This is a genomic window from Marinobacter sp. MMG032 (genome assembly GCF_040112695.1).
Taxonomy (GTDB): Bacteria; Pseudomonadota; Gammaproteobacteria; order Pseudomonadales; family Oleiphilaceae; genus Marinobacter; species Marinobacter salsuginis.
Map to the genome: position 1 here is coordinate 2,739,542 of NZ_CP157802.1, position 20,971 is coordinate 2,760,512.

Annotated in this window: 18 protein-coding genes; 12 read left to right on the forward strand and 6 right to left on the reverse strand. The window is 58.8% G+C overall.

Annotated elements, in window-relative coordinates:
* Positions 1 to 61 precede the first annotated feature (61 nt).
* From ABNF92_RS12505 to ABNF92_RS12515, 3 genes are all read left to right on the forward strand, one after another.
* Positions 62 to 670 (forward strand): c-type cytochrome, encoded by a 609-nt coding sequence (locus ABNF92_RS12505; RefSeq protein ID WP_069182126.1) that lies wholly within the window; start codon positions 62 to 64, stop codon positions 668 to 670.
* Between the two features lie 143 nt (positions 671 to 813).
* Complete coding sequence (locus ABNF92_RS12510) at positions 814 to 1,449, forward strand: thiol:disulfide interchange protein DsbA/DsbL (protein WP_349342314.1); 636 nt, start codon at positions 814 to 816, stop codon at positions 1,447 to 1,449.
* Positions 1,450 to 1,509: 60 nt separating this feature from the next.
* Complete coding sequence (locus ABNF92_RS12515) at positions 1,510 to 2,370, forward strand: endonuclease/exonuclease/phosphatase family protein (protein ID WP_069182124.1); 861 nt, start codon at positions 1,510 to 1,512, stop codon at positions 2,368 to 2,370.
* Between the two features lie 66 nt (positions 2,371 to 2,436).
* Here the strand turns inward: ABNF92_RS12515 and rpmG are convergent, their stop codons facing one another.
* The 3 genes from rpmG to radC all read right to left on the reverse strand — a co-directional run bounded on the left by rpmG (position 2,437) and on the right by radC (position 3,743).
* Positions 2,437 to 2,592, reverse strand: a complete 156-nt coding sequence (gene rpmG, locus ABNF92_RS12520) for a 50S ribosomal protein L33 (RefSeq protein WP_008173465.1) — start codon at positions 2,590 to 2,592, stop codon at positions 2,437 to 2,439.
* 11 nt (positions 2,593 to 2,603) lie between these two features.
* Entirely contained in the window at positions 2,604 to 2,840 is a 237-nt protein-coding gene (rpmB, locus tag ABNF92_RS12525; protein WP_008173462.1) for a 50S ribosomal protein L28, read from the reverse strand.
* A 228-nt stretch (positions 2,841 to 3,068) separates the two neighbouring features.
* Positions 3,069 to 3,743 (reverse strand): DNA repair protein RadC, encoded by a 675-nt coding sequence (radC, locus tag ABNF92_RS12530; protein WP_349342315.1) that lies wholly within the window; start codon positions 3,741 to 3,743, stop codon positions 3,069 to 3,071.
* Between the two features lie 187 nt (positions 3,744 to 3,930).
* On the opposite strand from radC, the gene coaBC reads away from it, so the two are divergent.
* The 7 genes from coaBC (at position 3,931) to argA (ending at position 13,295) form a co-directional block, all read left to right on the forward strand.
* Entirely contained in the window at positions 3,931 to 5,130 is a 1,200-nt protein-coding gene (gene coaBC, locus ABNF92_RS12535; RefSeq protein ID WP_349342316.1) for a bifunctional phosphopantothenoylcysteine decarboxylase/phosphopantothenate--cysteine ligase CoaBC, read from the forward strand.
* Positions 5,131 to 5,171: 41 nt separating this feature from the next.
* A complete protein-coding gene (dut, locus tag ABNF92_RS12540; protein ID WP_069182121.1) occupies positions 5,172 to 5,633 on the forward strand; it encodes a dUTP diphosphatase in 462 nt (153 codons plus the stop codon).
* Between the two features lie 95 nt (positions 5,634 to 5,728).
* Entirely contained in the window at positions 5,729 to 8,371 is a 2,643-nt protein-coding gene (locus ABNF92_RS12545) for a phosphomannomutase/phosphoglucomutase (RefSeq protein ID WP_349342317.1), read from the forward strand.
* A gap of 60 nt (positions 8,372 to 8,431) precedes the next feature.
* Positions 8,432 to 9,328, forward strand: a complete 897-nt coding sequence (gene argB, locus ABNF92_RS12550) for an acetylglutamate kinase (RefSeq protein WP_209399722.1) — start codon at positions 8,432 to 8,434, stop codon at positions 9,326 to 9,328.
* A gap of 24 nt (positions 9,329 to 9,352) precedes the next feature.
* Positions 9,353 to 10,603: an acetylornithine deacetylase gene (locus tag ABNF92_RS12555; protein ID WP_349342318.1), complete on the forward strand. Its 1,251-nt coding sequence runs from the start codon at positions 9,353 to 9,355 to the stop codon at positions 10,601 to 10,603.
* A gap of 26 nt (positions 10,604 to 10,629) precedes the next feature.
* Complete coding sequence (argE, locus tag ABNF92_RS12560; protein ID WP_349342319.1) at positions 10,630 to 11,799, forward strand: acetylornithine deacetylase; 1,170 nt, start codon at positions 10,630 to 10,632, stop codon at positions 11,797 to 11,799.
* A gap of 188 nt (positions 11,800 to 11,987) precedes the next feature.
* Entirely contained in the window at positions 11,988 to 13,295 is a 1,308-nt protein-coding gene (gene argA, locus ABNF92_RS12565; RefSeq protein WP_349342320.1) for an amino-acid N-acetyltransferase, read from the forward strand.
* On the opposite strand, the gene ABNF92_RS12570 is transcribed toward argA, so the two are convergent.
* Complete coding sequence (locus ABNF92_RS12570; RefSeq protein ID WP_349342321.1) at positions 13,269 to 14,339, reverse strand: aminopeptidase; 1,071 nt, start codon at positions 14,337 to 14,339, stop codon at positions 13,269 to 13,271. The two genes, argA and ABNF92_RS12570, sit on opposite strands and share 27 nt — an antisense overlap.
* Before the next feature lie 171 nt (positions 14,340 to 14,510).
* Between ABNF92_RS12570 and ABNF92_RS12575 the strand changes: the two genes are divergently transcribed.
* Positions 14,511 to 18,278: a DUF1631 family protein gene (locus tag ABNF92_RS12575; RefSeq protein ID WP_349342322.1), complete on the forward strand. Its 3,768-nt coding sequence runs from the start codon at positions 14,511 to 14,513 to the stop codon at positions 18,276 to 18,278.
* 18 nt (positions 18,279 to 18,296) lie between these two features.
* Entirely contained in the window at positions 18,297 to 19,163 is an 867-nt protein-coding gene (locus tag ABNF92_RS12580) for a phosphoribulokinase (protein ID WP_069182113.1), read from the forward strand.
* 4 nt (positions 19,164 to 19,167) lie between these two features.
* On the opposite strand, the gene ABNF92_RS12585 is transcribed toward ABNF92_RS12580, so the two are convergent.
* Positions 19,168 to 20,016, reverse strand: coding sequence for a pirin family protein (locus tag ABNF92_RS12585; protein ID WP_291904463.1), 849 nt, complete (start codon positions 20,014 to 20,016; stop codon positions 19,168 to 19,170).
* A gap of 135 nt (positions 20,017 to 20,151) precedes the next feature.
* Positions 20,152 to 20,946 carry an adenosylmethionine decarboxylase gene (gene speD, locus ABNF92_RS12590; protein ID WP_069182111.1) on the reverse strand — a complete coding sequence of 265 codons (795 nt, stop codon included), beginning with the start codon at positions 20,944 to 20,946 and terminating at the stop codon, positions 20,152 to 20,154.
* Positions 20,947 to 20,971 lie beyond the last annotated feature (25 nt).

Genomic DNA, 20,971 nt, shown 5'->3' on the forward strand with positions numbered 1-20,971 from the left:
TCAGCGCCTACCGGCTGCATAGCGAAGAATACCCTTAAAAGATGAGAGAAGCGGAGCGAGCATGAAAAAACTGATCGCAGGAGTAGTTCTCGGTGTTGGCCTCACGGCGATGGCGCACGGGGCGGGAGATCCTCAAGCAGGCGAACAGAACGCAGCGGTATGTGCCGGTTGTCACGGCCAGAATGGTGCCAAGCCCATTATGGGGTCTTATCCCAAGCTGTCCGGTCTGGGCGAAAAATACCTGTATCGCCAACTGGTGTTGATCAAGGACAAAGAGCGGAATATCGCGGAAATGACCGGTATTCTGGACAACATGAACGACCAGGATCTGCAGGACCTGGCTGCCTACTTCAACGCCCAGGACATGGTGGTTGGTCAGGCTGATCCGGATCTGGTCGATCAGGGTGCGGCACTTTACCGTGGCGGCAACATGGCAACGGGCGTACCGGCCTGTGCCGGCTGTCATAACCCGCAAGGTGTTGGCAACGAGCCGGCCGGTTACCCGGCTCTCGGTGGTCAGAACGCAGAGTATCTGATCAAGCAGCTGAATGCCTATCGCGATGGTTCCCGGGATGCCGGCACGAACGCATCGATCATGATGGATGTCGCCTCGAAGCTGACCGATGCCGAGATCGAAGCGGTTTCCAGCTACATCTCCGGCCTGAACTGAAATCGCCGGACTGTACCGAAAACCCCGCCTGGTGCGGGGTTTTTTGTTGCCTTTCGTTTCTGTAACTGCCGACCTGTGGAACTTTTCAGGTACGCTGGGTCATAATCCTCCCAAAACGATATTCAAATAACCGGAGATGTTTCATGTTTCGATCCTTCAGAATGGTTTTCCTGCTCCTGTTGGCACTGTCGGTTTCTGGCCAGGCCAACGCCGCAGAGTGGAAAGAAGGGACTCATTACAATCGTCTGGATAACCCGGTAAGAACCGATAGCGATTCTGGTATCGAAGTAGCCGAAGTCTTCTGGTATGGCTGTCCCCATTGCTACAACTTCAAGCCCCTGGTTGAGGCCTGGGCGGCCGATGCACCGGATTACGTCAACTATGTGAAGATTCCTGCGGCGCTCGGCAGAAACTGGGAGCCCCATGCCTACGCCTTTTACGCCCTGGAAGCCATGGGTGAGCTGGACAAGGTCCATGATGCGCTGTTCGATGCGCTTGCTGGCGAGCGCCGCCCCCTGAATTCGCCGGAAGCCCTGGCGGACTTCGTTGCAGATTATGGCGTGGATCCGGATGAATTTGTCAGCACCTATAAAAGCTTCGGTGTGAATGCCCGCATGCAGAAAGCCCAGTCGAAAATCCGTGGCGCGCGGATCACCGGAACTCCGACTATGCTGGTTAATGGCAAGTACACTGTCAGTGCATCCATGGCCGGTAGCCACGAGGCCGTTCTGGAAGTGGTGGACTACCTTGTCGCCAAAGAGCGGGGCGAGGTGGAGTAAGGGAGCGCCAAAGAGCCAGAACCGAGTTCAACAAGCAGCCGGCCGGTTGAGACCGCCACTATGTACAAGCATATAAGAAAGCAGTTGAATGGCATCCTGAAGCCGGCCGGCGGGCCGAGGGGTGCCTGCTCCGGGACCGAGCATGTCCCCGAGTTTGAGCCGCAACGACACATTCGCCTGCTCACCTTCAACATTCAGGTGGGTATCAATACCTCTTCCTACCGTCACTATCTCACGCGAAGCTGGCAGCACATACTGCCCCATCGCAATCGAATCGAGAATCTGGACCGGATTGCCTCTCTGCTGCGCAGCTACGACGTGGTGGCCTTGCAGGAGTGCGACGGCGGCAGTTTGCGCAGCGGCTACATCAACCAGGTGCAATACCTGGCCGAAGCGGCCGGCATTCCCTATTGGTACCAGCAGCTGAACCGGAATCTTGGCCAGATCGCTCAGCACAGCAATGGTCTGTTGAGCCGGTACCGGCCCCTCGACGTTACCGAGCATAAGTTACCGGGGCTGATCCCGGGCAGGGGGGCGATCATCGCCCGCTATGGCACCGAGCATGACCCTCTGGTGCTGGTGCTGATGCATCTGTCTCTGAGCAAGACGGCCCAGCAACGCCAGTTAGGCTACATCCGGGAGTTGATCGCTGATTACCAGCATGTGGTTCTGATGGGAGACATGAACGCTCATGCGGAGCAGCTGCTTACCCAGACACCCCTCAAGGAAACCGATCTGGTGCCCTTGCCAGACACAGCCCACAGTTTTCCAAGCTGGCGGCCCGAGAAGGCCCTCGACCATATTCTGGTGAGTCCCTCATTGGAGATCCGACGTTCAGAAGTGGTCAGCTATCCGATGTCAGATCACCTTCCTATTGCCATGGACGTGGCGTTACCCGAGGGTTACCTGGAGAAGTTCTGAGTGTCAGAGAGCCACAAAAAAGCCCGGCGCATTGGCCGGGCTTTTATGTGGATGCCGGATCAGGAATTACTTGATCTTGGCTTCCTTGTACGCAACGTGCTTGCGGACAACCGGATCGTACTTTTTGATCTCGATTTTTTCCGGCGTGTTACGCTTGTTCTTCTTGGTCGTGTAGAAGTGACCAGTACCTGCTGATGAAACCAGCTTGATTTTCTCGCGCATGATGCGGCTCCTTAAAATTTCTCGCCGCGGGCACGAAGATCGGCCAGCACAGCGTCAATGCCTTTTTTATCGATGATGCGCATGCCCTTGGTGGAAACGCGCAGCTTCACGAAACGCTTCTCGGACTCAACCCAGAAACGGTGGTTCTGCAGATTCGGCAGAAAACGACGACGAGTGTGGTTCATCGCGTGGGAAACGTTGTTACCGGATACCGGACGCTTACCGGTAACCTGACAAACTCTGGACATACTTGCCTCCGACCTGAGCAATGGTCTTAATAATACGAATTCGTTTTTAATGCGTCTCTGGTTGCAAAGGAGCCATCACGCCCCCGTTCGCGCCTCTAAACTGAACGCTGCTCGCCAGACGCCGCCAGAAAGGGACGCTTTTATACCAGAACTCGCACCCCAACGCAAAAAATTGTTGGGAATTTGGCCAGTTTTCCGGCATTGACGTTCACCATCGTAAAGACGGTTTTACAGCAGACCCCGTTCAGCGAGGGATATTACCTCACCATGGCCAACAACCATATGGTCAAGAACCCTGATATCCACCAGACCCAGCGCCTCTTTCAGCCGACGGGTCAGTGAAATGTCGGCCTGGCTGGGCTCTGCCACGCCCGAGGGATGGTTATGTGCGAAGATCACTGCCGCGGCATTGTCTTCCAGGGCCTGTCGCACCACTTCTCTTGGGTAGACGGCCGCGCCGTCAATGGTGCCCCGGAACAACTCACGGTACTGGATGACGCGATGACGATTGTCCAGGAACAGGCCTGCGAACACCTCGTGGGGATAGGTGCCCAGCCGGCTGGTGAGGAAGCGCCGGGTATCCTCGGGAGATCGCAGGGGGTCCCCCGGGCGTAGTGGTTCCTCCATGACCCGGCGTGCCATTTCCATGGCCGCCTGAACCTGGGCGTATTTGGCGGTTCCCAGGCCTTTGACATTGCAGAACTGGCGCTGGGAGGCGGTCAGTAGCCCCCGGAGCCCCGAAAATTCCTCAATCAGGTGGCGCGCCAGTGCCATCACCGGCATGCCAGTGGTGCCCGTGCGCAGGAATATGGCGAGCAGTTCGGCGTCGGAGAGGGTTGGCGCCCCGTGGGCGAGCAGGCGTTCCCGCGGACGTTCGTCCGTGGGCCAGGTGGAATCTGTCATCTTGGCTTCCTTGCGATGGTCAAGTCCGGCCCCGGGCGCTTCCTGCGCCGCGACGGGCCTGTCAGGGTTACAAAGGTTACTTCAAAAAGTAACAATCGGTAAACGTATGCCTGGCCTGGCAGGCTGTCGCTGTGGCCTGAGCATGCTATCTTATAAGCCTTTCATTTTATGCGGAAACGGAGCCCCTATGGCCGCCAGACGAATCCTGTTGGGAGTGACCGGTGGTATTGCAGCCTATAAAAGCGCCGAACTTGTGCGTCAGCTGAAAAAGGCCGGCCATGAGGTGCGGGTTGTGATGACCCGAGGAGCAGAAGCTTTTGTGGCACCACTGACCTTTCAGGCTCTGAGTGGCGAGCCAGTTCGGACCTCCTTGCTGGACCCGGAGGCGGAAGCGGGCATGGGGCATATCGAGTTGGCCAAATGGGCCGATCAGGTGGTGATAGCGCCGGCGTCGGCGGATTTCATCGCCCGTCTGGCCCAGGGGATGGCAGACGATCTGCTAACCACTGTCTGCTGTGCAACCGAGGCGCCCATCGCCGTGGTGCCGGCCATGAATCAGGCCATGTGGAGCAACGCCCGTACCCAGAGAAATATCCGGCTTTTGGAAGAAGATCCCCAAATCGAATTGTGGGGGCCCGACCAGGGCGCCCAGGCCTGTGGTGATACCGGTCCCGGGAGAATGCTGGAGCCAGAGGCCATTTTCGGTCTTATTGATCGGGGTAGCGAGGGGGTGCTCTCCGGTAAGACCGTGGTGATTACGGCAGGGCCGACCCGAGAGCCCATCGACCCGGTTCGCTATATCAGTAACCACAGTTCCGGGAAAATGGGCTACGCCCTGGCCAGTGCAGCGAGCAAGGCGGGCGCCCGGGTGATTCTTGTCAGCGGACCGGTGGCCCTGGCGCCTCCGATCGGTGTTGAAGTGCGCCAGGTTCTGACGGCCGAGGACATGTTGCGAGAAGCCTCGAATGCCGTGGATGAGGGTTGCGATCTTTTTATTGCGACGGCGGCGGTGGCGGATTACCGTCCGGAAACCTGCGCCGGAGACAAGATCAAGAAATCCAGTGAGGCCATGGCACTCTCGCTGGTGCGCAACCCGGATACGCTGGCAACCATTGCCGGGCGTGACGACGCGCCCTTTACCGTGGGGTTCGCAGCGGAGACCACTGACGTGGCCAGCTATGCCATCGACAAAATGCAGCGCAAGAAGCTGAACATGATCGTGGCGAACGACGTTTCGGCGCCGGGCCTTGGTTTCAACAGCGACAATAATGCGGTAACCGTGTTCTGGCCAGGTGGTCAGACGTCTATCGGCCCGAACAGAAAAACGAACATTGCCCGGGAACTGGTGGCAATGATAAGCGAACATCTCGACCAGGCCGCCCGCTAATTCAGCGAAGCGTACCGGTACCACAATCGACAGGACACCTCATGAGCAGGAAAAATCTTCAGGTACGTATTCTGGATGACCGTATCGGTAACCAGATTCCCTTTCCCGAATATGCCACCGAAGGCTCCGCCGGCCTTGATCTGAGAGCCTGCCTGGATGAGCCGCTGACCCTGGAACCGGGCGATACCCAACTGATCCGGACCGGCTTGTCGATCCACATTGCAGATCCTTCCCTGGCCGCCATGATCCTGCCCAGAAGCGGGCTCGGACACAAACACGGCATTGTCCTTGGCAATCTGGTGGGGTTGATCGATTCGGATTACCAGGGCGAGTTGATGGTGTCCTGCTGGAACCGTGGGCGCACCAGCTTTACCGTGGATGTAGGCGAACGCCTGGCCCAGTTGGTACTGGTGCCGGTCGTCCAGGCGGATTTTGAGGTGGTTTCGGAATTTGACGCCAGTGTCCGTGGTGACGGCGGCTTTGGCTCCACCGGCACGCGGTGACCAGGAGGCCGGCCACGCAGAACCACGCGCCGGCGTCTATACTTTGCGGGTAACTGCTTGTCCAGGACGATAAAATTACAACTGCAGGATGGACTATGAAGCTGGGTAAAAAGAAAGATGCCGACGCGTCCGTTGATGAAAAACCGTCGAAGAAGGCGGTAAAAAAGGAAAAGGCCAGTGCCTCGGGCCCCAAGCTCAAGCGGCTGAATACCGTGGCAGTAAACCAGTCACTGGTCGTGGTTCTGGCGAGCGTAATTGCCGTTGCATTGCTTCATTTTCTGGTGGTCCAGCCTTCGGCAACGGAACGATTTGGCTCGTTGAAAGCGCTGGAGGCCGATGCCGCAGCGCTTCGACTGAACCAGTATTTCGACCAGGTCCAGAAAAGCGTCAATGGTCTTGCCACCCAGCCGCATGTGGTTCAGGCGCTGAGCAGCCCGAACGAGATACCGCCAACCGAAGTGGAGCTGGCGGATTCACTGCCCGGCATAGAGGCAGTCCATCTGTTTCCCTACCGTGACATTCCCCGTACCTCAAGCAATGAGGGACTGTTGGGGTTCTCGGGCCTTGAACTGGCCCGGCGCGCTGAAACCGGCCAGCGGCTCTTCCCGGACGCCTTCCCAAGGGATGATCGCTGGTTTTTCCAGATGGCCACCCCGGTGCGGAACCCGACAAGCAATGCGGTCATCGGAAGCCTGCTGATCATCTTCGACTCCGCCCAGATCCAGCCGTTGCTGCAAGTGGTCAATTCCAGCCTCGGCGGCCAGTTGGCGCTGGTCCAGACGGTGTCAGGTTCGTCCCGCACCGTAGTCAGCAATGGCAACGGATCCGGAAGCGCCGAATCCCGGAAGCTCGGCAATCCTGACTGGACGGTAACCTATACCCCCGCCAGATCCTCCGCAGCGCCGGTGGATACGTTTATGATCGCTATTCTGGTTGGGGTTCCCGCGCTGATCGCAGCCATTATTGTCTGGGTCCTGCTGGGCGGAGCCCAGAAAGGTCTGCGCCAGGATGTGACCGCTCTGATCCAGTGGGCTCACAAGGTTTTTGGCGGAGAGCGGGTGAAGTTGCCGACCTTCCGCTGGGATATGGTGGCGTCAACCGGTGAGGTGCTGTACCGGTTGTCGCAGGTTGTCGATAAGCGGGTCGCCAAGGCTGGCGAAGCGGCGAAGCCAAAGCAGGCTGCTGCCGGGAAGGCCGGTGCAGGTACCGCCAAGGGCAGCGATGAACCTCTGTTCCAGGAAAAGGACATGCTCGATATCGACATGCTTGATGGCGATGAGGACGTTCTCGGTTTTGGCAGTGGCGAAGATACCGTCTTTGGTTCGGGCGACACCCCGGATGTAGAAGAGGTGGCACTGCCTCAGGTAGAGCTGTCCCAGGATATTTTCCGGGCCTATGACATTCGAGGCATTGTCGGCGAAACCCTGACTGCCGAGGGCGTTGAGGTGATCGGCCGGGCCATTGGTTCCGAAGCCCTGGAGCGTGGTGTCGACAGCCTCTGCATTGGTTATGACGGTCGCCATTCGAGCCCGGATTTTGCGGATGCCCTTGCTCGTGGAGTGATGGCCACCGGGTGCAACGTGATTCATGTGGGCGCCGTGCCCACACCGGTACTCTATTTTGCCACCCACGAACTCCAGACTGGTTCTGGCGTCATGGTCACCGGCAGTCACAACCCCTCCAATTATAACGGTCTGAAAATCATGCTGGGCGGGGAAACCCTCTCGGGGGAAGCCATCCAGAAACTGTATCAGCGAATTCAGACCGGCGATTTTGCCAGCGGTCGGGGCAGTCAGAGCACCGAGGATGTCCGCCGTGCCTATCTGGACCGGATTGTTGGCGATATTGCGGTAGCGGCACCGCTCAAGGTCGTCGTTGATGCCGGCAATGGCATTGCCGGCGAACTCGCACCCATGCTCATTGAAGAGTTGGGCTGTGAGGTGATTCCGTTGTACTGCGAGGTGGATGGTGACTTCCCGAACCATCATCCGGATCCCGGCAAACCGGCAAACCTTGCGGATCTGATTGCCCGTGTCGAATCGGAAGGTGCTGACATCGGGCTGGCTTTCGACGGCGATGGCGATCGACTCGGCGTGGTCACCAATTCCGGCAAGATCATCTGGCCAGATCGCCTGATGATGTTGTTCGCCCGGGATGTGGTGTCCCGCAATCCGGGTGCTGACGTTCTCTATGACGTGAAGTGCAGCCGCAGGCTGGCCGGTGTGATATCCGAAGCGGGCGGCCGGCCCATCATGTGGAAAACCGGACATTCACTGATGAAAGCAAAAATGAAAGAGACTGGCGCGCTCCTGGCCGGGGAAATGAGCGGTCATATCTTCTTTGGCGAGCGCTGGTACGGTTTTGATGACGGGCTCTATTCCGCCGCCCGCCTGCTGGAAATCCTGGGTATTGAAGACCGGCACAGTGATGAGGTGTTCGAGGATTTCCCGGACGATATCAGCACCCCGGAGCTGAATGTCGAAGTGACCGAAAGCTCCAAGTTCGACATCATAAAACGGCTCGGCGAGGCCGGTGACTTTGGTGACGGCAACATAAGCACCATTGATGGCATCCGTGTGGACTACGCCGACGGCTGGGGGCTGTGTCGGGCATCCAATACCACGCCAGTGCTGGTACTACGCTTCGAGGCGGAGACCGAGGACGCACTGGAGCGAATCAAGTCTGTGTTCCGGGACCAGCTGCAGAAGGCAGCGCCGGATCTGGTGGCAGAGTTTTGATTTGAAAGCCCACTGACGATTTGCAGATCGATAACAACTCAGGATTAACAAGGCAAAAACATGGCGCTGGATCGTGAAACAGCAATGCAGGTGGCTTCGGTACTGAGCCGGGGGCTGCCCTATATTCAAAGATTTACCGGCAAGACCGTGGTCATCAAATATGGCGGTAACGCCATGGAAAACGAAGACCTGAAGAGCAGTTTTGCCCGTGATGTGGTGTTGATGAAACTGGTAGGGATTAACCCGATCGTTGTCCACGGCGGTGGGCCCCAGATCGGAGAGTTGCTGGAACGATTGAATATCCAGTCCCGGTTCGTCAATGGCATGCGGGTCACCGATTCTGAAACCATGGACGTGGTGGAGATGGTGCTCGGTGGCCAGGTCAACAAGGAAATTGTTTCCCTGATCAATTCCCACGGTGGCATGGCGGTGGGGCTCACCGGGAAGGATGCGAACCTGATCCGGGCCCGCAAGCTGGAGGTGGTCAACCGTTCTCCCGAACTGGAGCGGCCCGAAATCATCGACATCGGCCATGTTGGTGAGGTTGCCAGTGTGAACGTGGATGTTATCGACATGCTTACTCGCAGCAACCTGATTCCCGTGATCGCACCAATTGGCGTGGGGCCCGATGGCGCTTCCTACAACATCAACGCTGACCTGGTGGCAGGCAAGGTGGCCGAGGCCATGAAAGCCGAAAAGCTGATCCTGCTGACCAATGTGGCCGGACTCAAGAGCAAGGACGACAAGGTGCTTACCGGGCTCACGGCCAAGCAGGTTAACGAGCTTATCGAAGACGGTACGATTCATGGCGGCATGCTGCCCAAGATCCGGTGCGCCCTCAGTGCGGTGGAGAATGGTGTACGCACGTCCCATATCATCGACGGCAGGGTCGCTCATGCGTGCTTGCTGGAGATCTTCACCGATGAGGGTGTCGGCACCCTGATTTCACGTAACTGACGGCACCCGACAAGGAGTCTCCGGATGAAGCGCCTGCTTGCGACGCTGGTAGTACTGGTTCTGATCGGCTTTGCCGCGTTCAAGGCAGGTGTCTGGTGGCTGGCAGACCAGCGCATGGCTGAAGCAAGACAGGCGCTGGAATCCTACGGTGTGCTGCATCGAGGCAGCATCAGCTCCGGTATTGAGGGCCGACTGGTTCTCAACAATGCCAGTTGGCAGGATTTCGAGCTTACCCAGCCGCTGGATATGGCCCGGGCGGAGTTTGATACTGGTTCACCCGTTGACCTGCTGTCTGCTCTCGCCGATCCGACCAGTCTGCCGGCCCAGTGGACCCTGAGACTAGATGGCCTTGGCCTGACTCTGGACCCGACCATGCTCCGGAACTGGGTCACCGCAGAGGGCGTTAACAGTGAGGGAGATCCGGCGCTGTTTGTCCTGTCATGTGCGCCAGATCCGCGGCAGCAACTGGGGAGCGGCGATCTGATCCGCATGGGCATCACCGCGTTGGCCGGCGATGGTTTCGTGCGCCAGACCCAAGGCAATCTCCACGCGGAGCTGAATACCATCAGCACCGGTAGTCTCGAACTGGACTGGACTGATGCCCGAATCCGGGTTCAGGATTCCGAACTGTCCGTTTTGGACGGTGACGAGCCTATGCGTTTGACCCTGCGCGATGGCGGCCTGATGCGCCGAATCGCCGCCTACTGTGCCCGCGAAGCCGGCATTGAAACCGGCGAATGGGCCGGGCGGGCGGTGGCCGCGCTGGTTGCTGGACTCGAAGCCCGGGGGTTGGCCGCCAGCGATCAGCTGAAGGCGCTTTACCGGCAGTGGCTGCTTGAGGGCGGTGAGCTTACCGTGAACCTGCAACCGGATCAGTCCATGTTTGGTGTTCCTGTCAGAGTGGATGACAACGGTGGGCAGGGCCCAAGCTGGCAAGTTCGCTACAATGGTGCCGGCGTACCGGACGTCTTTCTGACCGAGGCCGAGCCTGTTGTTCAGGAAACACCAGAAGTGGCGGTTGAGCCAGTGGTGCCAAGAGAAGATCCTGAGACCGAAAGCTGGTACCCGGCGGAACTGGAGAGCGCCGAACAATGGATTGACCGGCAGGTTCGGGTAACCCTGTCCAACGATAATGTTGTGGAGGGTCGTCTGGTGAGCGTCAGCGAGCGTGAGCTGGAAGTGGCCCGCGTGGTTGCCGGTGGTGAAGTCGCCTATCCGATGTTGACCAGGGCGATCGTCAACTTTGAAGTCTGGCGTCGTGGCCGTGCACAATGATTCCAGTGGGAATCTGAGAGGAAACTATGTCGCAGTCCGATAGCAAATCCGCAACGGTGCCGGGCATTCGTGACATGCTTGCCCGCCTGATATCGCTGCCTTCCATCAGCAGCGCGTCGGCGAAGTGGGATCACAGCAATGAGCCCTTGGTGCGAACGCTGGCCGAATGGCTCGAGGCTCTCGGGTTTTCTGTGGAAATCCTGGAAGTGCCGGGGATGCCCGGAAAGTACAATCTGATCGGAACCCTCGGCAGCGGCCCGGGTGGTCTGGTGCTGTCCGGCCACACCGACACAGTGCCCTTTGATGACAAACGCTGGCAGAGCGATCCCTTTACCCTGACCGAGCGGGACAACCGCTGGTACGGGCTGGGCACCTGTGACATGAAAGGTTTTTTTCCGTTGGCCATCGAGGCGGCCAGGGCCTTTGTGAACGAAGATCTCAAGCAGCCCTTGATCATACTGGCCACGGCCGACGAAGAGAGTTCGATGGATGGCGCCCGGGCCCTGGCCGAAGCCGGCAAGCCCAAGGCCCGCTACGCGGTCATCGGCGAGCCCACTAGCCTGAAACCGGTGCGCATGCACAAGGGCATCATGATGGAGCGCCTGAAATTCGAGGGCCAGTCCGGCCACTCCTCCAACCCGGCCCTCGGCCGCAATGCCATGGAAGGAATGCACGAAGCGCTCACAGAATTGCTGGCACTCCGGTCAGGCTGGCAGGAAAAATACCGGAACCCGAACTTTGAAGTGCAGTTTCCAACCCTGAACCTGGGCTGCATCCACGGCGGTGACAACCCCAACCGCATCTGCGCCCAGTGCGAGCTGCACTTTGACTTGCGTCCACTGCCGGGCATGAACATGGAAACGCTGCGCCAGACCATCCTGAGCAAGGTCCAGCCGATTGCGGAGCGTCGGGAGCTGTCGCTGGAATTCGAGCCACTCTTCGACGGCGTGCCACCCTTCGAAACCCCGGCCGATGCGGCCCTGGTCAAAGCCTGTGAAAAGCTCACCGGTCACACGGCCCACGCAGTCGCTTTCGCCACAGAAGCGCCCTGGTTACAGAAACTCGGCCTGGAAACCCTGGTCATGGGCCCCGGATCCATCGATCAGGCGCACCAACCGGATGAATTTATAGAGCTGTCCCAGCTGGAGCCAACCGTTAAAGTACTGCGAGGGCTTATCCGACAGTTTTGCCTTTAAGACGGAGTCCGGGTCAAATAGGGGGCTGAACACTGTCGGGAGCCCTCTCCAAAACACGCCCGTAAATACGTCCCTGTAGGGCTCGGTCGCGCCATCCCTGGCGCTCCACGGTTTTGGAGAGGGCTTCCGACAGTGTTCGTCAAACTGAATTGCAGGCCGCGTAAAGAAAAAAGCTTGGAGTATTCGAATTGAAATCAAACGACTGGCTGCATGGATTCCGCCATTCATCCCCTTACATCAACGCCCACCGCGGGCGTACGGTTGTGCTGACCATACCGGGGGATGCGATTGAACACGGGAATTTTATCAACATCATCCATGACATCGCGCTGCTGAGCAGCCTTGGCGTGCGGCTGGTCGTTGCCTTCGGTGCCCGCCCGCAAATCCAGGCGCGGCTGGATGGCGCCGGGGTGGAATCGTCGTTTGCCAAAGGGCTGCGGATTACATCGCAAGAGCACCTTGGCATGGTGATGGAGGCCATCGGTGGCCTGAGAGCTTACCTGGAAAGCCACCTTTCCATGGGGCTGGTGAATTCGCCGATGCACAATGCCCGTATTCGGGTGAGTGGGGGTAATTATGTGGCCGCCAAGCCGGTGGGTGTGCTGGATGGTATTGATTTTGGCCACACCGGCAAGGTGCGCCGGGTGGATGTGGCCGGCATCGAGAAACTGCTGGAGTTGGGGCACATTGTTCTATTACCGCCGATGGGTTATTCGCCCACCGGGGACGCCTTTAATCTCTCCTACGAGGATGTTGGTAGTCAGGTAGCGGCGGCGCTGCAGGCCGAAAAGCTGATGGTGTTTATCGATGATCCCGGCTTGCAGGAAGAGGACAGCAGCCTGATCAGGGAGCTGTCAGCGCGTCAGGCGTCCGAACGTCTGGCTTCCGGTGCGGTAACCGGTCACGATGCGGATCTGCTCAGGGCGGCCTGTGATGCCTGTGTGAAGGGCGTACGGCGTGCTCACATCATTAGCTATGTGGACGACGGGGCGTTGCTGAAAGAACTGTTCACTCGGGACGGTGCCGGCACGCTGGTGAGCGGCGATCACTACGAACAGTTCCGCCAGGCCAGGGTTGAGGATATTGGCGGGATTCTGGAACTGATTCAGCCATTGGAGGAGCAGGGCATTCTTGTGCGCCGTTCCCGGGAGATGCTGGAAACCGAAATTGACCGGTTTGTCGTGGCAGAGCGAGACGGGACCATCGTGGGCTGTGCCGCTCTTTACAGTTACCCCGAGGAAGGTGCCGGCGAGCTGTCCTGTTTTGCCGTGGATCCAAACTATCGCCGCGCCGGGCGGGGTGACGAGATTCTGGCGATGGTGGAGAAGCTGGCCAGGGGGCAGGGCATCCAAAAGCTGTTTGTGCTGACCACCCAGACGGAGCACTGGTTCCGGGAGCGGGGCTTCCAGCCTTCCACCGTGCAGGCCCTGCCCGGGCCGAAGCTGGCCTCCTATAACACCCAGCGGAATTCAAAGGTTTTCTTCAAACCGCTGTGACAGGGCAGCCAGGTACACGGACCTCTCGGGTTCGGTTTTATCGGAGAGCGCCTCCACTGCCTGGTAAAAGGCCGGGAAATCGTAGCCGGTGTCCCGGAGCATCTGCCGGAACGCGGGTACGTGCTGGTTGTACTGGCGAAACAGCGCCAGATTGGCATTGTTCAGGCTGATCGGTGCCGGCCCGAATGGTCCCGGCTCAGGCCAATCTGCGGAAATTTCCTGATAGGCGAGAGCCAGGTCCTCGAGGATGGCGGCCTTGCGGGTTCGCAGATGCTGCTCTGGCAAGCTGTCTGCCTGTGCGTACAGAGCCTCCAGTCGGGCGCTGAAGTCTTCAACCAGGGCAAGGGTCTGGTTGCGGCGGGCAAGACGGCCCAAAGCCTCCTCGAACTGTCCGTGCTCGCCCTGTTCCGATAACCACAGTCTGAGCCCCTCAAGCTCCACAGCGGTGGCGAAGCTCTCGTTGAATGCGGTGTCATCGGCGATGTAGACCACACGGTGGGCCAGTTCGTGGAACATCAGGGCGACCATGCGATCCTCCGACAGTCGGGTAAAGCCGGTGTGCAGTGGGTCGGCAAACCAGCCGAGGGTGGAATAGGCCGTTACGCCACCAATGAACGTGTCGAAACCGTTATTGAGAAACAGCCTTTCCTCGGCATGGGCATCTTCCAGGCTGAAGTACCCCCGGTAGGCCTGGCAGCCGAGAACCGGGTAGCACCAACGGTGTGGCTCCAGCGAGAACTCCGGTACGGCCACCAGGTTTACCACCACCCAGGGTCTGTCGAGCTCCACGTATTCGCTGAAGGCGTCTCCCACCGGCAGGGCCAGTTTTTGAGCGGCGAATTCCCGGGCCTTTTGAGCCAATGCAAGTTTTTCCCGCAGTTCCACCGGTGTTGTGTCGTCTGAGAAGACCTTTTCCACCGGCTCCCCCGACATCATCAGGGATAGATGCCCACTGACGGCTTGCGAATAGTAGCCAAAGGTCGAACAGCCGTTCAGTAATGTTACCAGTAGCAAAAGTAGATAGATCTGACTAAGCTGTTTCATGGGTCAGGATGTTATAGTGGATTGGTTTGCCTGTGGGGGCCAGGCCGCTATAGTACAATCATGGTCTCTATAGTAGCAGCCGGTGGCATCCGCCATCGTTTCAGGGACGTGAGTCGGTACCGGGCAGTGTCCCCGGTGACTGTTCCGGCTTTGCGAGATATCAGGTAGTTCATGGATCCGAGAGAACGTCGTAGCAGCCCCCGCCAACCTATCAAGCTTGCCGCTCAGATTGATTTGGGAACCGGTGAGGCGTGGCCGTGCCAGATCGCCGATTTTTGTGCAGAGGGCCTTTTCGTTCGCTATTCGAGTGAAACCTCGAAGAAGTTGGATCGGGCGTTTGCATCCGGCACGCCGCCGGAACTGGTGGTTCGTTTTCGTGGCCTGGATGGCGCCCGCCGCCATGAACTGCACGTCAGTATTGTCCGGCGGATTGATGGCGCCATGGGGGTCAATTTCAGCCGCCCGAACCCCGAAGCGGTTGATGCCATGCTGCAGCAGTGCGGTGGCTCCCGCCGACAGGATCGCTCCTCTCTCCGGGCCCCCAGCGACCGGATCCAGTTTGTTCTGCATCAGTCCGCCAAGGCGGTGATCCAGTTCATCGAGCCGTTGATGGATGCCTGTTTTGTGCAGATGGTGGAGGGCCTGAAACAGGCGGCCCAGAAAGCCTCAAATGATCAACAGGCGAATGAATACATGGACGCCTCGGGGCAGATCCAGGCCCGGCAACGGGTCATCTGGCACCAGATGGCGAGAAGCCTGGAATCGCCGTTGAAGCCTGCCCCAAAAGGCTTTCCCGGCTCCGAGCTCTCGGTGGTGGACAAGGGCGAGTTCGAGGACTGGCTGACCATCCGGGTGATGGTGACCAAAGCGGATACCCAGTACCGCGGCGACCTTCTGCAGCTCAAGCTCCGGCTGGACAAGCTTGGCATCGCCAATGCCACCGGCCACCACAACCCTCTCGGACCATCCCTGGTCTGTGAAGCCTTCCACAATGGACTCAATCAGCTCAAGGCTTCCCGGGAGGTGGAGAAAGTCTGCCTGCGGGTCTTCGAGCAGACCGTGCTGCAGCAGTTGGGGCCTCTTTACAAGGAACTCAACGATATCCTGATTCGACACGGCGTTTTGCCGGACCTGGATCTCAGCAAGTATCTGAGCGAGCAGGCCGGGGCGAAGCCGGAGCAAAAGAAGGAGACGGTTCAGCCAGAGCCGGTATCGGCGGAGAGTGCCCCTGACGCATCGGAACCAGCCCCAAAGGCGGAACAGGACAGCGCCAGATCGGCGCAACCTCGCCGCAAACCCGGAATGCTGGGTGGCGAATTCCGGGGCTATGCCCAGGCCGCGCAGACTGCATTTGCAACTGTACGCAATCTTCTCAATACCCTGAGTGCCAGCCGTGTGGCCCGCGGCGATCCGGAACCCATGCCGTTCCAGCCAAACGCCAGACCACTGTCGCCCGGAGAGCTCCAGAGAGAACTCCAGCAGTTGCAGTCACAGACCGTCGAAGCCGGGGAAGAGCTCGCGCCCTTAAAAGACCGGGTGGTAGAGAAGGTCAAGGCGAGCGGTGACAACAGGCTGGATGAAGAACAGCAGGAAACGGTTGATGTGGTCGACCGCTTTTTCAAGTCGGTGGTGGAAAGCCCCAAACTCAGTGAATATGCCCAGCAGCGCATGCGGCAGCTGGAAGTGCCCGTTCTGAAAGTGGTCATGAGGGACCCTGCGTTTTTTGATGACCAGGACAGCCCGGTTCGTGGGGTGATGAACCGCCTGGCTCAATTGGGTGTCAAGGGTGGCCGGATCAATCCGGTGGTCCAGCGTCGGGTTGATGAGCTGGTGCAGCGGATCACCACGGATTTTGAGCAGGATACCGGAGTATTTGAGCATACGGTCCAAGAGCTGGACACCCTGATCGATCGCCAGAACCTTGTCTATCGCAGGAATGTGGAGCGTGTGACGGCCGCAGCAGAAGGCGCCCAGAAGGTAGCGGAATCCAAGAAGGCCGTGGCCGACGTGCTGGACCAGAAACTGGGCGGGCGCAAGGTTCCCAGGGCGGTGCTGAGCCTGTTGGACGGCGGATGGCGTGATCTGCTCTCGCTGACCTGGATCCGACAGGGGCCTGACAGCCAGCTCTGGCAGGATTACCTGGCGGTGATTGATTCCCTGCTGTCGTTCGCCGACGACCCCAACAGCACGATTAACCTGCCTGAATTGCTGCGGGTCATTCAGGATGGCCTGGCTTCCATTTCCAGTAACCATATGCCCTCATCCCAGATCCGTGACGAGCTCAAGCAGTTCCTGGTTCGCAGCCCGGAAAAAAGCCCCGAGCTGGTTGAGGTGCCGCCGGCCAAGCCGGAGCAGCCGGACACGAAAAAACTGTCCGATCGTGAACAGCGCAGCCTTCAGCGCTGGATCAATCGGGCCCAGCAACTGCGCACCGGTGACTGGCTGCGGGACCAGGAAAACCCCAAGGAGCCCCAGTATATCCGTCTGGTCTGGATTGCCCGCGGGTTCAGCCGGTTCGTGTTTGTGAACCATCAGGGCATGCGGGTGGTGGAGCTCGAGCTTGAGGCCCTGGCCCGTCAGATGCGCAAGGGGATTATCGTCCCCGATAGTCAGTACGAGCGACCACTGGTGGATGAGAGCATCGACCGCATGGTTCGCAAGGTCTACGACCAGCTGTCCTGGGCTTCCACCCATGATGAGCTGACGGGACTTCTGGGGCGCCGGGAGTTCGAACGGATGCTGGATCAGCAACTGGCCCGCCGGGAAGACGAGCGCTCCGTGGTGCGTCTGGATCTCCGCCGTTTCCGCCTGCTGAACGATACTGCCGGCTACCAGGCCGGCGATGAGACCCTCAAACGGGTGGCGGATATTCTGCGCAGTCACGTGGGGGATGGTATGCCTGTGGCCAGGCTGGCGGGCAATGAGTTTGCCATGCTGGTGCCCTCCGAGAGTGCCAGTGATGCCGCCAGGGATCTGGTCAAGGCAGTGGAAGCCGCCGAGTTCAGATTTGGTGGCAGGGATTACCGGCTTTCTGCCAGCGCCGGCGTCGTTCCCACCTTGCCGGCACTGGTCAGTGCCGAACGCTGGTTGCGGGCTTCTGAAGAGGCCCTGGCAGCTTCCCGGCAGCAGGGTCATGGGAAAGTGTCGGAGTATGCGCTGGATGCCGGGGATCAGGCCCGCCAGGAACAGATTGCCGCCAAGGTTGCCAGTCTCAGTGATTTGAATGAGGAACGCATGTTGCTGCGTTGCCAGAAAATCATACCTCTGCACGCCAAAGCCTCCATGGCGGCGCAGTACGAGGTGCTGATCAGCATGTACGATGACGACGGCAACCTCATTACCGGTCGGGACTTTGTTCGGATGGCCGAGCGTTATGACCGTATGCAGGCGGTGGATCGCTGGGTGGTCGGCCACATGCTGGACTGGCTCAGGGAGCAGGCACCGGACCCGCGGCATTTTGGCGGTGTCTGCATCAACCTGTCCGGTTACTCCATGAACGATCAATCGCTGCTGGAGTTCATCTACGAGAAGCTGAGTGAGAAGGACGCGCCCATAGAGCGGTTGTGGTTCGAGCTGACCGAAGCCTCGGCGATCAACGACGTCCAGTCAGTCGCCGATTTCATTATCGAGATGAAAGAACTCGGATGCCGGTTCTGTCTGGGCAACTTCGGTAGTGGCCCAAGTTCGTTCGAGTTCATGCGCTCCCTGCCCGTGGATCTGATCAAGATTGACAGTGCCTTTACCGGCCAGCTGGCAACCAGCGAGACCGATCGGGCAATGGTGCGCTCTATGGTGGATATGGCCCATTACATGCGTCGGGAAGTGATTGCTTCCCAGGTTGAGTCCCGGGACGTTCTGGACATGCTCAGGCAGCTGGGTGTCGACTATGCCCAGGGCTTCGTGGTCGAGAAGCCCCGTTTACTCGACAGTCTCACCTGATTCCGGCAATCTGCCCCTATGTCAAAACGCCATCCGATCATAGCGGTAACCGGTTCATCCGGTGCGGGAACCACCACCACCGGCCAGATTTTCAGCCGGATGTTCGCCAGTGAAGGGCTGAACGCTGCCATGGTCAGCGGGGACAGCTTCCACCGTTACAACCGTGAACAGATGGCCAGGCTCGCTGCGAAGGGCCAGTTCGGTGAGCGTAACCACTTTGCGCTGGCGGCCAATCACATCGACAAGCTCGAAGCCCTTTTCTACGATTACGGTCACACCGGTAACGGCCGTTACCGGCAATATGTCCACGACGAGGACCGACGGCTGGTGGAAGCCGGACACAAGCCCGGAACCTTCACGCCCTGGGGGCCCTTACCCCCGGACACGGATTTGCTGTTTTACGAGGGGCTGCATGGCGGCGTCGTCAGCGAAACCTGCAATATTGCCCAGTACGTGGACCTGTTGATCGGAGTGGTGCCCATTGTGAACCTCGAATGGATCCAGAAGATCCACCGGGACACCCACAAGCGGGGATACAGCCAGGAAGCGGTGGTGGAAACCATCATCAACCGCATGGATGACTATGTTCACGATATCGTTCCCCAGTTTTCTCATACCCACATCAACTTCCAGCGCATTCCACTGGTGGACACGTCCAATCCCTTTGTTGTCCGGGACGTTCCGACCGAGGACGAGAGCATGCTGGTTATCCGGTTCCGCGATCAATCTGAAGTGGATTTTCCTTACCTGCTGCAGGTGATCTCTGGCAGCAGCCTTTCCCGACACGACACCCTCGTGATTCCGGGCACAAAAATGCCGCTGGCCATGGACCTGATTGTCAGGCCCATGGTGCAGCGGCTGATGGCAAGAAAGCCATTCGCCTGATCCGTCAGGCCGTCAGTCGGCCGTCCCGGTAATCCCGAAGCGTCTGCTCAATTTCCTCCCGGGTATTCATCACGAACGGGCCGTACTGGACCACAGGCTCACCAATGGGCTTGCCGGCGATCAGCAGCAGGCGCGCCCCAGATTCTCCGGCAGTGAGAGCAATCCGGTCTCCGTTGTCACCCAGAATGTTGGCAGCGCTGCGTTGAAGTGCGCGATCGGCCAGGTTGGCGGTGCCCTCGTACAGGTACAGCATGGCATTGTGACCCTCCGGAACCGGCAGCGTCACACTTGCACCCGATTCGAGGTGGATGTCAGCGTAGATTGGCTGGGTGCTTCGATCCGCTACTGAGCCCTCGTGAAGCTGGCCCTCGATCTCCATGTTGCCGGCGATGAGCTTCACCTTGCCGCCTTCAAAGACGATCTCAGGGATCTCTTCCGGCTGGATATCGCGGTAACCCGCTTCTGTCATTTTCTCTGCCGCGGGCAGATTCAGCCAGAGCTGGAAACCCCGCATCACGCCTTCTTCCTGCTGCGGCATTTCCGAGTGAATGATCCCACGGCCGGCGGTCATCCACTGAACGCCGCCATTGCGCAGGTCGCCGCGGTTCCCCAGGTGATCCTCGTGCAGCATGTGCCCCTCGATCATATAGGTCACCGTCTCGAAACCCCGGTGAGGGTGCGATGGAAAACCGGCGATATAGTCGGCGGCCTCGGCGGAGCCGAACTCGTCCAGCATCAGGAACGGATCCAGGCGGATATTCTGTTGCTGGCCGATGGAGCGCTTGATGCGCACGCCGGCACCGTCGGAAGTTTCCAGGGCTGGAATAATCTGTTTCAGGGAGCGCAGGGTCATGGTGTCCTCCTCTCGTTAGCTCATGACTCCATTAAAACGGCAGACGAGGGGAGAATAAAACGTAGAATTCTGGCGGGTGACATCAAAAAAACTGAAGGACCCGTGACGCCCCGGGCGGAGCGTCACGGGAGGCGATCATTCGACGTTGCGGGAATAGAAAATCTCAAGCATCTCACGGCGCAGGCGGTCTTCGATGGACTGTGCTTCCGCCGGGTCGAGATCACTGGCGTTTACCCCGAAGACATAGTTATCGAGATTGAAGTTTTTCAGCATCATCTTGGTGTGGAACAGGTTTTCCTGGTACACGTTCACATCGATCATCTGATACGCGTTCTGGGTATCCTCGGTCAGATAGTTCTGGATCGAATTGATGTCGTGATCAATGTAGTGTTTGGTACCGTCCACATCGCGGGTAAAGCCGCGAACCCGGTAGTCCACAGTGACGACATCAGAATCGAAGCTGTGGATCAGGTAGTTCAGCACTTTCAGCGGTGAGATCAGACCACAGGTGGAGACATCGATGTCAGCCCGGAAGGTGCTTACGCCATCATGGGGGTGGCTTTCCGGGTAGGTGTGCACGGTGACGTGGCTCTTGTCCAGGTGCGCAACGATGGTATCCGGCAGCGGCCCCGGGGATTCCTCGTTGTCCGGTTCTTCGCCATTGGTCAGTTCATGCTCGGCAATCAGCATGGTGACCGAAGCGCCGTGTGGCTCGTAATCCTGGCGCGCAATGTTCAGGACGTTGGCGCCAATGATTTTGACCACGTCGGTCAGAATCTGGGTGAGACGCTCGGCGTTGTACATCTCATCGATGTAGTCAATGTAGGCCTTGCGTTGCTCTTCGGTCTGCGCATAACAGATGTCGTAGATGTTAAAGCTCAGGGATTTGGTCAGGTTGTTAAAACCATGCAGCTGGAGTTTTGATTCCATGCTCAGCCCCTCCGGATCGTGGAGA